The organism is Cryobacterium sp. LW097, assembly GCF_002205495.2.
GTDB lineage: Bacteria > Actinomycetota > Actinomycetes > Actinomycetales > Microbacteriaceae > Cryobacterium > Cryobacterium zongtaii.
In genome coordinates this window covers 3,193,189-3,208,548 of the sequence record NZ_CP021992.1, presented here as the reverse complement: position 1 = coordinate 3,208,548, position 15,360 = coordinate 3,193,189, and the positions used below count along the sequence as shown (strand labels likewise).

The following is a 15,360-nucleotide window of genomic DNA, read 5'->3' as shown; positions in this document are numbered from 1 at the left end:
TTATCGATATGAATACCGATCATGACCATATCGTTTGTCGTTGTGCTGAGCAAGGGCCTCAGTCGAGCTGCCCGCTGCGGTCCACCTGCTCCGGTGCGCCGGCGCAACTCGTCCGAACGGGGGCAGGTCGGGGAAAATGCCGCGGAACCGCCGGCGCTGCAGGAGACGGAGGCGAGCGCGGGAGTCACATGTGTCACGCCCATGGCGAACAGAGGCACGCATCCGGGCATCCGCTGGTTACTCTCTTTGTATCGGTGCCATAACCGCCCTGGCGCCAAGGGAGTGTTCATATGTTTGAGAGATTTACCGACCGAGCTCGTCGTGTCGTCGTCCTGGCCCAGGAAGAGGCCAAGATGCTCAACCACAACTACATCGGAACCGAGCACATTCTGCTCGGGCTCATCCACGAGGGTGAAGGCGTGGCCGCCAAGGCCCTGGAGAGCCTCGGCATCTCGCTGGATGCCGTGCGCGAACAGGTGCAGGACATCATCGGCCAGGGTCAGCAGCAGCCGACCGGGCACATTCCGTTCACGCCGCGCGCCAAGAAGGTCCTCGAGCTGAGCCTGCGCGAAGCGTTGCAGCTCGGCCATAACTACATCGGAACCGAGCACATCCTGCTCGGGCTCATCCGCGAGGGCGAGGGCGTGGCCGCCCAGGTGCTGGTCAAGCTCGGCGCCGACCTCAACCGGGTGCGCCAGCAGGTCATCCAGCTCCTTTCCGGCTACCAGGGGAAGGAGCAGGTGCAGGTGGGTGCGAACGAGACCGCGGCCAACCCCGCGGGCAGCCAGATTCTCGACCAGTTCGGGCGCAACCTCACCCAGGCGGCGCGCGACAACAAACTCGACCCCGTCATCGGGCGCGAGAAGGAGATCGAGCGGGTCATGCAGATCCTCTCCCGCCGCTCCAAGAACAACCCCGTGCTCATCGGTGAACCCGGCGTCGGCAAGACCGCCGTCGTCGAGGGCCTCGCCCAGGCGATCGTCAAGGGCGATGTGCCCGAGACGCTGAAGGACAAGCAGCTCTACTCGCTCGACCTCGGCTCGCTCATCGCCGGCAGCCGCTACCGCGGTGACTTCGAGGAACGCCTGAAGAAGGTCACCAAGGAGATCCGCACCCGCGGCGACATCATCGTGTTCATCGACGAGATCCACACCCTCGTCGGAGCCGGTGCCGCCGAAGGCGCCATCGACGCGGCGTCGATCCTCAAGCCCCTGCTGGCCCGCGGTGAACTGCAGACCATCGGCGCCACCACGCTGGATGAATACCGCAAGCACTTCGAGAAGGATGCCGCGCTCGAGCGCCGCTTCCAGCCCATCCAGGTGAACGAGCCGTCGCTGCCGCACACCATCAACATCCTCAAGGGGCTGCGCGACCGGTACGAGGCGCACCACAAGGTGTCCATCACCGACGGCGCCCTCGTGGCCGCGGCGAACCTCGCCGACCGGTACGTCTCCGACCGCTTCCTGCCGGACAAGGCCATCGACCTGATCGACGAGGCCGGCGCACGCCTGCGCCTGTCGATCCTGTCCAGCCCGCCGGAGCTGCGCGAATTCGATGAGAAGATCGCCGTGGTGCGTGCCGCCAAGGAAACCGCGATCGAGGACCAGGACTTCGAGAAGGCCGCGGGCCTGCGCGACGAGGAGAAGAACCTCCTCGGCGAGCGTCTGCGTCTGGAGAAGAAGTGGAAATCCGGCGACGTCAAGACCACCGCGGTCGTCGACGAGGGCCTGATCGCCGAGGTCCTGGCCCAGGCCACCGGCATCCCCGTCTTCAAGCTCACTGAAGAAGAGTCCTCGCGGCTGGTCTTCATGGAGAAGGCACTGCACCAGCGGGTCATCGGTCAGGAAGAGGCCATCTCGGCACTCGCCAAGACCATCCGTCGCACCCGTGCGGGACTCAAGGACCCGAAGCGTCCGAGCGGTTCGTTCATCTTCGCCGGCCCCACCGGTGTCGGCAAGACCGAGCTGGCCAAGGCGCTCGCGGAGTTCCTCTTCGACGACGAGGCCGCCATGATCTCGCTCGACATGAGCGAGTACGGCGAGAAGCACACGGTCTCGCGCCTGTTCGGTGCTCCTCCCGGGTTCGTCGGCTTCGAAGAGGGTGGCCAGCTCACCGAGAAGGTGCGCCGGAAGCCCTTCTCCGTTGTGCTGTTCGACGAGATCGAGAAGGCTCACCCCGACATCTTCAACTCGCTCCTCCAGATTCTGGAAGAGGGCCGGTTGACGGATGGCCAGGGTCGCGTGATCGACTTCAAGAACACCGTCATCATCATGACCACCAACCTCGGCACCAGGGACATCAGCGGCTCGCCCGTCGGTTTCCAGCTCGAGGGCGACACGGCCACCAGCTACGACCGGATGCGCGGAAAGGTGAACGAGGAACTGAAGAAGCACTTCAAGCCCGAGTTCCTCAACCGCGTCGACGAGATCATCGTCTTCCCGCAGCTGTCCAAGCCCGAACTGCTGCAGATCGTGGACCTGTTCATCAAGCGCCTGGGCGACCGGCTGCTCGACCGCGACATGACCATCGACCTCACCCTCGCGGTGAAGGAGCATCTCATCGAGGTCGGCTTCGACCCCGCCCTGGGCGCCCGGCCGCTGCGTCGCGCGATCCAGCGTGAGGTGGAGGACCGCCTGAGCGAGAAGATCCTGCACGGCGAACTGAACGCCGGCGACCACGTGCACGTGGACTTCGTCGACGGGGAGTACGTGTTCACCACGACGAACCGCAACGAGGCCGTCTCGGTGGGCATCAATACCGCCGCGGCTGTCGGAACCGGACCGGGCACGCCCGATCTGGCCATCACCAGCGAATAGGCACAACAGCTCCACACGAACGGCCCGGCGGACATCCGCCGGGCCGTTTGTCGTCCGCCCCTAGACTTGACCTTCCGACACAACAGAATCGGTCGCGGCTGGCGGCCAGGGGAGCGGGCGGACGTGACACACCAGGAGTTCATCGTGCGCCGGGCGCAGACCCGCGACGTGCCGCGCATCCAGGCGCTCGTCGAACCTCTCGTGCAGCAACGCATCCTGCTCGGCAAGGACCGCGTCGTCTTCTATGAGGCCGTGCAGGAGTTCCGGGTGGTCGAGGACCTCGAGGGAAACCTCGTCGGCTGCGGCGCCCTGCACGTGATGTGGGAGGACCTCGGCGAGGTGCGCACTCTCGCCGTGTCGGAGGACTGGCTCGGGCGCGGTATCGGGCACGCGCTCATCGGCCGACTGGAGGCGGACGCCCGGGAACTGGGCCTGACGCGCCTGTTCTGCCTCACCTTCGAGGTGGACTTCTTCACCCGGCACGGGTTCGTCGACATGGGCACCGAAACCGTGGACCCCGCCATCTATGCCGAGCTGGTGCGCTCCCCGGACGAGGGCGTCGCGGAGTTCCTCGACCTCGCCCGCGTCAAGCCGAACACCCTCGGCAACACCCGAATGCTCAAGCGCCTGGCCTGAGTCCCCCCGGCCCGCTCAGATGTGGGCGCCGTCGGCATTTCCCTGCTCATCTGAGCATGTTGTCTGCGCCGTAACCAGCCGGACATAGTCGGTCGTTAGGCTGCCCCCCGAAGCACTCCGGCCGACCCGCACGGTTTGTGCGCCGCCCGCCCTGCGGGGTTCGTTGCGCGCCTACCGGCTCGTTCGGCGTGCCAGAAACCCGAGCTCCACCGCGCCTTGCCCTGCGCCCTGCCCTGCCCTGCTCTCTGTTCCGCCAGACCGTTCATCGCACCCACCCAGGAGACTCCATGTCGCTCGCCCCGCCCCGCCCGCTTCGGCTGGCCCTCGCTTCGCTGATCGGAGCGTGCCTCGCCGTCGCCCCGGTCGTCGCGTTCCCCGCCCAGGCCAACACCGCCGGCACCGGCGTCGTCATCAACGAGGCCTACCTCAGCGGCGGCAGCGCCGGCGCGGCGTTCTCGGCCAAGTTCGTCGAGCTGTACAACCCCACCAACACCGCCATCGACCTCTCCGCCTGGTCGCTGCAGTACCGCAAGGCCACCGGCGTCGTCACCGACAGCCCGGCGGCCGTCGCTCTGACCGGAACGATCCCGGCCAAGGGGTACTATCTCGTCTCCGGCGGGTCGAATGCGAACGGCGCGAACGGTGCGGCCCTGCCCACCCCCGACCAGGTCTCCACCCTCAACCCCAGCGGCACCACCGGCACCCTGATCCTCGCCAACTCCACCACGCCGCTCAGCCTCGAGTCCGGCAACGCCGCCGGTAACCCGAACGTGATCGACCTGGTCGGCTACGGCGCCTCCCTCACCTTCGAAGGCGCCGTCGCGCCGGCGCCGAGCTCCAACACCGACGTCAAGTCGCTCAACCGCAGCGCCGCCGCCGACACCGACAACAACGCCGCAGACATCACCCTGTCGGCCACGATCACCCCCACCAATTCGGCCGGCCCGACCGGCGGAACACCCACACCGGCCCCGACCGACCCGCCCGTCGTCACGCCCACCCCGACCCCGACGACGGCCCCGCCCACCGACACCACCGCGATCAGCGCCATCCAGGGCACCGCGGATGCCAGCCCGCTGGCCGGTAGCACCGTGAAGACCGTCGGCGTCGTCACCGCCGCCTACCCCACCGGCGGCTTCGCCGGCTTCTACCTGCAGACCCCCGGCACCGATGGTGCCAACAATCCCGCCTCGCACGGCATCTTCGTCTACACCAAGACCCTCGGCGTCGACGTTGCTGTCGGCGACTACGTGAGCGTCACGGGCGCCGTCAGCGAGTACTACGGACTCACCCAGCTGACCATCAACGCTCTCGGCGACATCACCCGGCTCGACGGCGCCGGCATCACCGCCCCGGTCGCCGCCGAACTCCGGCTCCCGGCAGCTGACGCAGACCGCGAACGCCTGGAGGGCATGCTCGTCGCCCCCGCTGGTGCGTTCACGGTGACGAACAACTACACCACTAACCAGTACGCCGAAATCGGCCTCGCCGCCGGCACGACGCCCCTGGTCAACCCCACCGTCACCGACCGCCCCGGCAGTGCCGGTTACACGGCCGCCATCGCTGCCAACGCGGCGCGGGCAGTCACCCTCGACGACGGCGCGAGCACCAACTACCTCAGCTCGTCCAACAAGGGCCTGCCGGTTCCGTACCTCTCCACAACCGCCCCGGTACGCATCGGCGCCCCGGTCACCTTCACCAAGCCGACGATCCTGGACTATCGCAACAGCGCCTGGAAGCTGCAGCCGACAACAGCCTTGGTGCCCGCCAACGCCGCCATCGTGCAGCCGGCCACCTTCGAGAACACCCGCAGCTCGGCGCCGGAGAAGGTGGGCGGCGACATCCGCCTGGGCACCTTCAACGTGCTGAACTACTTCTCCACCACCGGCGACACCCTCACCGGGTGCCAGTACTACACCGACCGTGCCGGCGCCAAGATCACCGTCAGCGGCGGATGCGACGCCCGCGGGGCGGCGGACCAGGCGAACTTCCTGCGCCAGCAGGCCAAGATTGTCGCGGCCATCAACGCCCTCGACGCGCAGGTCATCTCACTCGAAGAAATCGAGAACTCGGCAGTCTTCGGCGCCAACCGGGACACCGCCCTGGCCACCCTGGTCGCCGCGTTGAACGCCGACCTCGGCCAGGATGCCTGGGCGTTCGTGCCGTCCCCGGCCGCGCTGCCGGCCAACGAAGACGTCATCCGCACCGCCTTCATCTACCAGAAGGCAGCTGTTGAAACCGTGGGCGGATCCACGATCCTCACCGGATCCGCCGCGTTCAGCAACGCCCGCCAGCCGCTCGCCCAGGCCTTCCAGCTGGTCGGCGATACCGACAGCCGCTTCCTCACGATCGTCAACCACTTCAAGTCCAAGGGGTCGGGCACCGGCGTGGACGCCGACATGGGCGACGGTCAGGGCGCCTCGAACGCCTCCCGCGTCAACCAGGCGACCGCGCTTGTCGCGTTCGCCGACACGATGTCGGCTCAGTCCGGCATCGACAGGGTGTTCCTCACCGGCGACTTCAACGCCTACGACCAGGAAGACCCGATCAAGGTGATCACCGACGCCGGCTACCTGAACCAGGAAGCGAAGAGCGGCGAGTACACCTACGCGTTCGGCGGGTCGGTCGGTTCGCTCGACCACGTCTTCGCTTCCCCCGAAGCGGATGCCGTCGTGACCGATGTGGACGTCTGGAACATCAACTCGGTCGAATCCGTGGCGCTGGAATACAGCCGGTACAACAACAACGTGACCGACTTCTATGTCGCAGACGCCTTCAGGTCCTCGGACCACGACCCGGCGATCCTGGGCCTGAACCTGGCCAGTCCGACGGAGCCTACCCCGGTCCCGACGACCGAGCCCACCCCGGTTCCCACGACCGAGCCCACCCCGGTTCCCACGACGGCGCCGACCCCTGTCCCGACGACCGAACCCACGTCGACGCCCACGGTCCCAGCGGCCACCGCACCGACCCTTGCCGCGACCGCGGCGCCGGAGAGTGCCCTCACTGCCGCCCTGCGCGACAAGATCAGCACCAACGCGTCGCGCTACTCGGCCGGCTCGGCGATCACCATCACGGCCGGTGCCGCGTATACCGGTGACTTCGTGTCGGCCTGGGTGCGCTCCACCCCGGTCAACCTGGGTGGCTGGCTGCAGGTCAGCGCTGCGGGCACCGTGACCACGGCGCTGCCGACGGACCTGGCCGCTGGCACGCACCGCATCATCCTGCAGGATGCAGCGGGCGCGGTCATCGGCTGGACCGAGATCACGATCGTCGCCCCCGGTTCTGCGGCGGCCGGCACCCTCGCCAGCACGGGTGTGGAGAGCGCCCCACTGCTGGCCGGGGCCCTGCTCCTGCTGCTGCTCGGCGCGCTGCTCGCCCGTCGTCGCCGCTCCACCCTGCCGAGCGCCTAACCGGCCGGCGCAAGCGGGCATCCCCCAGCCGGGGGACGCCCGCTCCCCACCGCTCAGAAGTTGGCCTCGTCTGCCCTCCTGTGCTCATCTGAGCACGTTGCCTCGCCGTAACCCGCCGGACATCCGGCGTCGTTAGGCTGCCCCCACAGTCAGTCCGTCCGCTGTTGTCGCCGATTTTCACGCGCGCCACACCGGCCCTTCATCTGCATCCCCGTCACCCCACGGCACCACTTTCGAGGAGAACAATGTCGCTCAACCCGTCCCGCCCGCTCCGGCTGGCCTTCGCTGCAGTGATCGGAGCGTGCCTGGTGGGCGCGCCCGTCGTTGCCGTCCCGGCCGTCGCGGCCCCGCTCCCGGTGCAGCTGAACCTGCTGAACATCAACGACTTCCACGGGCGAATCGATGCCAACACCGTGAAATTTGCCGGGACCGTGGAGACCCTGCGCGCCCAGCACCCCGAGAGCACCCTGTTCCTCTCCGACGGAGACAACATCGGCGCCTCGCCCTACGAGTCGGCGTCGCAGCAGGACACCCCGACCTTGGACGTACTGAACGCCCTCGAGCTGTCAGCCTCCGCGGTCGGCAACCACGAATTCGACCAGGGCATGGACGACCTCACCGGTCGGGTCTCGGAGAAAGCCAACTTCGACTACCTCGGTGCCAACGTCTACAAGGTGGGCACCCAGACGCCCGCTCTCCAGGAGTACGCGCTCCGCGAGGTGCAGGGCGTCACTGTTGCAGTGATCGGTACCGTGACCGAGGAAACCCCCACCCTGGTCTCGCCCAACGGCATCGCATCCGTCAGCTTCGGTGACCCTGTCGACGCGGTCAACCGGGTCGCCGGCCAGCTCACCGACGGCGACGACGCCAACGGCGAGGCCGACGTCATCATTGCCGAGTACCACGAGGGCGCCGGTGCCGGCACCGTGGAGAACGCCACCCTCGAGCAGGAGCTGGCCCTCACCGGCAGCGCCTTCGCCAAGATCGTCACGAAGACCTCAGCGGCGGTGGACGCCATCTTCACCGGCCACACCCACAAGCTGTACGCCTGGAACGCCCAGGTCCCCGGTGCCGCGACGGGCGTGACCCGCCCGGTGCTGCAGACCGGTAACTATGGTGAGAACATCGGCCAAGTTGTGCTCAGTTACGACACCGTCACTGGGGCCACCACCACGGTCACGAACCAGAACGTCAAGCGCAGCACGGCCGCCGACGCCGCTCTGGTCAGCGCATTCCCCAGGGTCGCCACCGTCAAGAACATCACCGACGCGGCCATCGCCAAGGCGGCCGTCACAGGCAGCGTGAGTGTCGGCACCATCTCTGCGCCGATCACCCGCGCCTCCATCGGCGGAGCGACCCCCGTTGTCGAGGACCGGGCCGCCCCGTCGACCATGGGCACCTTGGTGGCCAACGCACTGCTCGCGACTTTGTCCGACGAGAAGAAGGGCGGCGCTGATATCGGTGTCGTCAACCCCGGTGGACTGCGCAAGGACCTCCTGACCACACCGGACACCGACGTGAGCGTCTCGGAAGCAAACGCCGTTCTGCCGTTCGCGAACAACCTGTGGACCACCACCCTCACCGGAGCCCAGTTCAAGATCGCCCTGGAACAGCAGTGGCAGCGCGACAGCAAGGGCGCCGTGCCCAGCCGCCCCTACCTGCAGCTGGGTCTCTCTGACAATGTGAACTACACGTTCGACGCGACCCGTCCAGAGAGCGACCGGATCACCGGCATCTGGGTCGACGGGAAGCCCATCGACCCGGCCGCCGGCTACACCATCGGCTCGTTCAACTTCCTGCTCACCGGTGGAGACAACTTCCGCGTCTTCACCGAGGGCACCGGCACCACCGACTCTGCCCTCGTCGACCGCGACGCCTGGATGTCCTACATCACGGCCAACAGCCCGCTGTCGCCGTCATTCGCCGCCAACCAGGCTTCCGTGACCGGGGTGCCGAGCACGGCGGTCAAGCCCGGTGACACCGTGAGCTTCACCGTGTCGCAGCTCAACCTGACCTCCACAGGTGCCCCGAAGAACACCGAACTCGCCGTCACCTGGGCTGGCAGCAAGACGGTCTTCGCTCCGGCATCCGTCGACGCCACCGGCGCCGCAACGGTCACCGTCACAGTGCCCACCGACGCCGCGGCCGCCAGTGAGATCACCCTCATGGCCAAGGAATCCGGCACCACGGTGCGGGTGCCCCTGGCCGTCACCGTTCCGGTGACGGAGCCGACCCCGGTCCCGACGCCCGAGCCGACCCCGGTGCCGACGACCGAGCCGACCCCGGTGCCGACGACCGAGCCGACCCCGGTCCCGACGCCCGAGCCGACCCCGGTGCCGACGACGGCTCCGACCCCGGTTCCGACGACGGCTCCGACCCCCGCCCCCACCGAGCTTCCCCAGACCGGATCGTCCGCTCCCACGAGCGCACCGACGGCCGCGGCGGAGTCCGCTCTGACCAAGGCCCTGCAGAACAAGATCACGGTCAATGACTCCACGGTGGCCGCCGGTGACAAGCTCACCATCGGCGTCGGAACCGCGTTCGCCGGTCAGTACGTCTCCGTCTGGGTTCGCTCCACGCCGATCAACCTGGGCGGCTGGCAGCGGGTCAGCGCCGCGGGCACCGTCGCCGCGGTGGTGCCGGCCGGCCTCGCCGCTGGTACGCACAGCATCATCGTGCAGGACGCCGCGGGCGCCGTGATCGGCTGGACCGAGATCACCGTCACCGGCGTCACCCCGGCCGCGACACTCGCCCAGACCGGACTGGACGCCAGCCCGTGGCTGGCCGGCGGCGCGCTGATGCTGCTGCTCGGTGCGGTTCTGGTGAGTCGTCGCCGGGTTTCGATGGATTCGTAACCGACACGCAGAGCATTACCGGCGGCGCCGGTAGACCTCGCTAGCCTTGGACCATGTCGACGATCAAGCATCCCGTCGGCCCCCAGGCCAGCACCGTCTACCGGCGCCGTCGTTTGGTGGTCGGCCTCGGTGTGCTCGCCGTGCTCCTGATCGTCATCCTGATCGTCGTGCGCCCCGGCGGCGGCAGTGACCCGGCATCGACGGCGGCGCCGACGCCGACCGGAAACGCGGCCGATCCGGCAATTACCGCCGACCCGGCCGCCCCCGGCGCCGCCGGGGCGGCGTGCGACCCGGCGGCCGTGCAGGTCGAGGCGATCACCGACCAGGACGCCTACGACGCGGGCGACGAACCCGAGCTCTCCCTGAGCGTGACCAACACCGGCAGCACACCCTGCACCCTGAACGCCGGCACCGCCACGCAGGTGTTCACGATCACCAGCGGCGCCGACGTGTACTGGTCCTCCACCGACTGCCAGTCCGACCCGGCAGACGCCGAGGTCACCCTGCAGCCAGGCGTCGCGGTGAGCACCAAGACGCCGCTCACCTGGGACCGTACCCGCTCCAGCCCGGAGACCTGCGAGATCATCGACCGGGAGCCCGTGCCCGGCGAGGGCGCGTCGTACTACCTCTCTGTGAGCGTGGGCGGCGTCGAATCGGCCGGCCCCACCCAGTTCCTGCTCAACTGACCGCCAGCCCGCGGTGTTCGCTCCGGGCTGAGGCCTCGAGTGGCCCCGCTCCGGCCGTGAATGATTGAATGGAGCACGTGACAGACGCGACTTCAGATACCCGATCGGATGCCCTGGCCAGCGCCCTGGCCAAGCAGGATGTCGCGGCGGTGGCGTACGCGCTCCGCAACGATGTAGTGATCGCGCCGTTGCTCGTGGTCAAGGGCTCCGCCGAGCAGGTGCGGGTGTTCGGTCGGGAGGGCAGCGACAAGCGCACCCTGCTGCTCTTCTCCTCCGGCGAGAACTACGCCCGGATGATCCCCGACGAGGTCGATCCGCAGGTGATGGTGGCCGACGGGCAGTGGCTGCGGGAGTTCCTCACCGTGCACAGCGAGACGCTGGAGATGGTCTTCTTCGACGTGGCCGGCCCCGCCGTGATGCAGTCGGCTCCGGCTGACCTGCTGCGCGCACTCGGACCGATCGAGCCGTCGACGGACTGACCCGACCCGCTACCGGAACGCGTCGTCCAGCTCGGCGTCGCGCCGGGAAATACCCGTGCCCAGCGCCCGGTTCACCGCGGTCTGCACGGTGCTGCTGGACGCGTCGATACGGGTGCTGAAGCCCATCCGGGCGGCCTCGGCGGCGCGCTGCTTGGCCGCGGACACCGGACGGATTTCACCGGCCAGGCTGATCTCGCCAAACGCCACCACGGTGTGCGCTATGGGTTCGTCCTTGAGCGCCGATGCGACCGCGATCGCGATGGCCAGGTCCGCGGCCGGTTCCACCAGCCGTACCCCGCCCACCGTGGAAACGTACACGTCCTTTTTCGAGAGCGGATAGCCCGCCCGCTTCTCCAGCACCGCCAGCAGCATCGCCACGCGGGAGCCGTCCACGCCGTTGGTCACCCGGCGCGGGTTGGGCATGGCGGTGTCGATCACGAGCGCCTGCACCTCCACCGGCAGGGCGCGACGTCCCTCCATCGCCACGGTCACACAGGTGCCGGAGACCGCGGCGGTGCCGCGGCTGAGGAACAGCCCGCTCGGGTCAGCGACCTCGCTGATGCCGTCACCGGTCATTTCAAAACAGCCCACTTCGTCGGTGGAGCCGAAGCGGTTCTTGAGGGCCCGCACGAACCGCAGCGCAGTATGCCTGTCGCCCTCGAACTGACAAACCACATCCACCAGGTGTTCCAGCAGCCGCGGGCCGGCAATGGTGCCGTCCTTGGTGACGTGCCCCACCAGCAGCACGGGCAGGTTGCGGTCCTTGGCGAGCCGGATGAGGGTGGACGCCACCTCGCGCACCTGGCCGGGCTGCCCGGCCTGGCCGTCGTTGAGGGAACTGGACACCGTCTGCACGGAGTCGATGATCACCAAATCGGGTTTGACCGCGTCGATCTGGCCGAGGATGGTGGCCAGATCGGTCTCGGCGGCGATGAAGAGTTCCGGCTGCAGTGCCCCGGTGCGTTCGGCGCGCAGGCGCACCTGCGCCACCGATTCCTCGGCACTGACGTAGAGCACCCGGGACTTGGCTACGGCCGCCTTGGACGCCACCTCGAGCAGCAGGGTGGACTTGCCCACCCCGGGCTCGCCGCTAAGCAGGATCACCGAGCCGGGCACGATGCCGCCGCCGAGGACCCTGTCGAACTCGTTGATGCCGGTGGGCCAGTGCGCTACCGCCGTCGTGTCGACGTGGGTGATCGGCCGGGCTACGCCGGTGCCGCTCACAACGGAGGGAGCGACCGACCGGCTGATGCCAGTCTTCTCCGCGGTTTCCACCACGGTGCCCCATTGCTGGCATTCGCCGCAGCGGCCCGCCCATTTCAGGGTGGTCCAACCACACTCGGTGCAGCGGAAGTTGGAGACGGGTTTAGCCATGCTGCGAGCCTAGCCGCGGCCGCCGACACGCCTCACTCGGTCAGGGCCTCCTGGGGGACCCGTCGGGCCACGGCCGAGCTGAGCAGGGGCAGAAAGGCCTCCGCCCAGGTGCGGTAGCCGCGGTCGTTCGGGTGGAACATATCGTTGGCCACCTGCGTCAGCACGCTCCGCCAGCCCTGTCGTTTGGTGGTGGCGTGCAGCGGCACGACGGTGAGGCCGTGCTCGGCGGCCACGTCGCGCACGATCTGGTTGGCCACGGCCACCTTGCGTTCGTTGTGGGGCAGGTGGAAGCACGGCAGGTCGGCCACGAGCGCGTGCGGCGGCAGGGCCGCGAACACTGTGCGAATGCCGGATTCGAAGCGTTCCGCATCCCACTGGGCGATGTCGTTGGCGCCGATGGCGACGGTGACGAAGTCGGGCTGCAGCTTGGCGAACCGCGGCAGCTGGTCGCGCACGGCCAGCTCCACGGTGGCCCCTGAGACACTGAGGTTGATCACCCGCAGGGTGCGGCCTGTGGCCAGACGGATGTGGTCGGCCAGGATGCCGACATAACCACGGTTGGGCGCGCTGGCGCCGATGCCCTGCGCGGCACTGTCACCGATGGCCACGTAAAGCAGGTCGCCCTTCTCCTTGGCGTGGGTGCGCCACCAGAGCGAATTGATCGGCAAGGTCTCGTTGAGCTCGGCGGCGTTGGCGGCCAGGTGCAGCTTGAAGCGCCTGTAGTTGGCGACCGCCACCGCTGTGATGCCGGCGGTGGTGGCCAGGGCGCCGGCGGCGAGGGCAAGAGTGCGGGGAGTGGAACTGTCGTTTGTCACCCCGCGAGAGTACCGCCGGCCTCTGACAATTGCCCGGATTGGCGCCGGACCCCTCCTCTCAACTACAATCGCTCTCGGTACCGTGTCCGAGCGGCCGAAGGTGCAACTCTCGAAAAGTTGTGTGGGGGAGACTCCACCGTGGGTTCAAATCCCACCGGTACCGCCACGAAAAACCCCGTTGATCCTTGTGATCACGGGGTTTTTTTGTCCCCGGACGCGGTCACACCCCACGGAAATCCCACAACTGATCGAGCTCGCGCGGTTCTCTCGCCCGTGAACAGGTTCGCAATCATGGGTACGCTCGATGAGGCGCGTTTGCGGAACTGGTTCACGCGCCGCTCGGCGGGCAATGTCCCGTCGCGCTCAGCTCGAACGTGAAGGAAACACCGTGTCTGATCACGCAAGAATCAAGGGCCACACCGTGACCCGCACCGTCCACATCGAGGCTTCGCGCGCGCGCGTCTGGATGGCGCTGACCGACCCCGAGGTGATGGTCCAGTGGTTCGGAGACGGTGTGATGTTCGCCGCGCTCGAGCCCGGCGCTACCGGCAGCATCGACTGGGATGACTACGGCAGCTTCCCGATCGAAATCACCGAGGTGGTGCCCGACGACTCGTTCGGCTTCCGTTGGTCCGGAATCCCCGCCGAAAAGCTCGACGAGTACTCGACGCACGTGCGCTTCACCATCGCCGATGCTGGTACCGGGACGGATGTCACGGTGATCGAATCGGGCTTCGATACGCTCCCCGGCGGTACCCGCTACCGTCGCGAACGTCTCGAGCAGAACCGAGAGGGCTGGGACGTCGAACTCGACGAGCTCGCGATCCTCCTCGAGGATGTTGCCCAGTAGTTCACGATCACGGGGGAGTCGCTCGATGAGTCGGCCGCAGATCGGACACTGCTGAAATTCGTTCTGCGTTATCGAGAGCTACCGAGACGGCGTCCAGGTCATCATCGAAGAGATCTGGATCGACGCTACGTTCAGCGCAGCGCCCAGAAGGGCAGCGAGGCGACCATCCCGCCGAGCAGAATCAACGCGACTGCTATCACCGGCGATGCCGTGACGTCACCGGTGCCCAGGCGCGTGGTGATGCGGGACAGCAAAGCGTGCGTCCGCCGGCGGGAGAGGATGCCCACGGTGAGAAGCACGAGGCAGGGGAGGCAGTAGATCACGGCGTAGCCAGCGAGGATCAGCAGCCCTGCCCCGGTAGTGACACCGGCGTTGAGGAGGCGTTCGATCGCGATGAAGTACGGAAACGCGTTGGGCAGGTCGGCGCCGGTCAGAAGCGCGCCGAACGGAAGCGCCGTCCAGGGCGTGAACCAAGCGGGCAGTGCGATGGGAGTGCGGGGTCTGGTGCGGAACCGCCGGATGCCGGCGAGGATCAGCACGAGGCCTGCGGCGGCGAAGGCGACGTATCGGATGCCCTGTACGATGCCGTCGACCGCTCCGGCAGCTGCGCCCGCGCCGAGGAACAGAGCAGCGCCGGCGCCGAACACGGTGAGTGCTGCACCGAGCACCGTCACCAGCGCCGTCAGCACGGGGCGCCGGGGGGCGGCAAGGAGGATCAGAGTCACTGCGACGATCGTGGCCGGGTTGAACGAGTCCAGCACCGCGAGCCCGGCGATCGCGAGCAGAAGAGGCGCGCTCACCGCCTGTCCGGCCCCGGACCGCGTACGAGGACGTCGATCAGGGCGTCGAGCTCCGCCTCCGTGGGGGCGGTTTCGATGCCGGCGACGACGTTCGCGGCGAGTCCGTCTCCGACTAGACGGATGATCCGCGCTCGAGTTGCGTCTCCCGTGTCGTCCTGGATCATCGACTCCCACCGCGCGATCGCCTCCCGCGATGCGGCCGCGACGTCGTCGCCGGGCGTCTCGACCGCACGGTGCGCGATGGCCAACGCCCGGAACAACGCCACGTCCTCCCCGGCCGGCACCGAGATTCGCAACCACGTCTCCGCCGCTCGGCCCTCCGTCGATGCGGCGACCATTATGGCGTCGATTTGCGCAAGGGCAGCCACAGCAAGTCCCTGCACAAGCGCCGCCCGGGAGGGGAAGTGATGCAGGAGGCCACCCTTCGACACGCCGGCCTTGCTCGCCGTCTCGTTCAGCGAGGGGACGACTCCGCGATCTAGTGTGAGCTGTCGGGCGGCGCCGAGAATGAGTGCTTTGCGATCCATGCGAACATCGTATCAAGAAAGACCGTCCGGACGGTCGGTTTCACAGTTGACTCCACTCCGTGTTCGCCCGGCGGGTGGCGAGCCGGCCCGGGACGCGCCGGAGCCGGAC

At 68.0% G+C, this 15,360-nt stretch carries 11 protein-coding genes and 1 tRNA gene; 8 read left to right on the top strand and 4 right to left on the bottom strand.

Annotated features, from left to right (window positions below; genetic code table 11):
* Positions 1-290 precede the first annotated feature (290 nt).
* The 6 genes from B7495_RS15090 to B7495_RS15065 all read left to right on the top strand — a co-directional run bounded on the left by B7495_RS15090 (position 291) and on the right by B7495_RS15065 (position 10,885).
* Positions 291-2,816 carry an ATP-dependent Clp protease ATP-binding subunit gene (locus B7495_RS15090; protein ID WP_088457304.1) on the top strand — a complete coding sequence of 842 codons (2,526 nt, stop codon included), beginning with the start codon at positions 291-293 and terminating at the stop codon, positions 2,814-2,816.
* A gap of 123 nt (positions 2,817-2,939) precedes the next feature.
* Positions 2,940-3,452, top strand: a complete 513-nt coding sequence (locus tag B7495_RS15085) for an amino-acid N-acetyltransferase (RefSeq protein ID WP_088457303.1) — start codon at positions 2,940-2,942, stop codon at positions 3,450-3,452.
* 287 nt (positions 3,453-3,739) lie between these two features.
* On the top strand, positions 3,740-6,865 hold the full coding sequence (locus tag B7495_RS15080; RefSeq protein ID WP_088457302.1) for an ExeM/NucH family extracellular endonuclease: 3,126 nt from the start codon (positions 3,740-3,742) through the stop codon (positions 6,863-6,865).
* Positions 6,866-7,110: 245 nt separating this feature from the next.
* Positions 7,111-9,720 (top strand): bifunctional UDP-sugar hydrolase/5'-nucleotidase, encoded by a 2,610-nt coding sequence (locus tag B7495_RS15075; RefSeq protein ID WP_168195341.1) that lies wholly within the window; start codon positions 7,111-7,113, stop codon positions 9,718-9,720.
* Positions 9,721-9,773: 53 nt separating this feature from the next.
* A complete protein-coding gene (locus tag B7495_RS15070) occupies positions 9,774-10,406 on the top strand; it encodes a DUF4232 domain-containing protein (RefSeq protein ID WP_088457301.1) in 633 nt (210 codons plus the stop codon).
* 77 nt (positions 10,407-10,483) lie between these two features.
* Complete coding sequence (locus B7495_RS15065) at positions 10,484-10,885, top strand: dehydrogenase (protein ID WP_370028174.1); 402 nt, start codon at positions 10,484-10,486, stop codon at positions 10,883-10,885.
* A gap of 9 nt (positions 10,886-10,894) precedes the next feature.
* Here the strand turns inward: B7495_RS15065 and radA are convergent, their stop codons facing one another.
* Positions 10,895-12,259: a DNA repair protein RadA gene (radA, locus tag B7495_RS15060; RefSeq protein WP_088457299.1), complete on the bottom strand. Its 1,365-nt coding sequence runs from the start codon at positions 12,257-12,259 to the stop codon at positions 10,895-10,897.
* 32 nt (positions 12,260-12,291) lie between these two features.
* A complete protein-coding gene (locus B7495_RS15055; protein ID WP_088457298.1) occupies positions 12,292-13,074 on the bottom strand; it encodes an SGNH/GDSL hydrolase family protein in 783 nt (260 codons plus the stop codon).
* A 76-nt stretch (positions 13,075-13,150) separates the two neighbouring features.
* Here B7495_RS15055 and B7495_RS15050 point away from each other — a divergent pair.
* Positions 13,151-13,240: transfer RNA gene (locus B7495_RS15050), tRNA-Ser, on the top strand.
* A gap of 222 nt (positions 13,241-13,462) precedes the next feature.
* Positions 13,463-13,924: an SRPBCC domain-containing protein gene (locus B7495_RS15045; RefSeq protein WP_168195340.1), complete on the top strand. Its 462-nt coding sequence runs from the start codon at positions 13,463-13,465 to the stop codon at positions 13,922-13,924.
* A gap of 131 nt (positions 13,925-14,055) precedes the next feature.
* Here the strand turns inward: B7495_RS15045 and B7495_RS15040 are convergent, their stop codons facing one another.
* Both B7495_RS15040 and B7495_RS15035 read right to left on the bottom strand, forming a co-directional pair.
* Positions 14,056-14,724 carry a GAP family protein gene (locus tag B7495_RS15040; RefSeq protein ID WP_168195339.1) on the bottom strand — a complete coding sequence of 223 codons (669 nt, stop codon included), beginning with the start codon at positions 14,722-14,724 and terminating at the stop codon, positions 14,056-14,058.
* Complete coding sequence (locus B7495_RS15035) at positions 14,721-15,251, bottom strand: TetR/AcrR family transcriptional regulator (RefSeq protein WP_088458121.1); 531 nt, start codon at positions 15,249-15,251, stop codon at positions 14,721-14,723. The genes B7495_RS15040 and B7495_RS15035 overlap by 4 nt, the downstream gene beginning before the upstream one ends.
* Between the last annotated feature and the right edge of the window lie 109 nt (positions 15,252-15,360).

Bases quoted from the DNA above. Each gene is read 5' to 3' on its own strand.
- B7495_RS15035 (WP_088458121.1), bottom strand. From the start codon at position 15,251: ATGGATCGCAAAGCACTCATTCTCGGCGCCGCCCGACAGCTCACACTA.
- B7495_RS15090 (WP_088457304.1), top strand. From the start codon at position 291: ATGTTTGAGAGATTTACCGACCGAGCTCGTCGTGTCGTCGTCCTGGCC.
- B7495_RS15075 (WP_168195341.1), top strand. From the start codon at position 7,111: ATGTCGCTCAACCCGTCCCGCCCGCTCCGGCTGGCCTTCGCTGCAGTG.
- B7495_RS15070 (WP_088457301.1), top strand. From the start codon at position 9,774: ATGTCGACGATCAAGCATCCCGTCGGCCCCCAGGCCAGCACCGTCTAC.
- B7495_RS15080 (WP_088457302.1), top strand. From the start codon at position 3,740: ATGTCGCTCGCCCCGCCCCGCCCGCTTCGGCTGGCCCTCGCTTCGCTG.
- radA (WP_088457299.1), bottom strand. From the start codon at position 12,259: ATGGCTAAACCCGTCTCCAACTTCCGCTGCACCGAGTGTGGTTGGACC.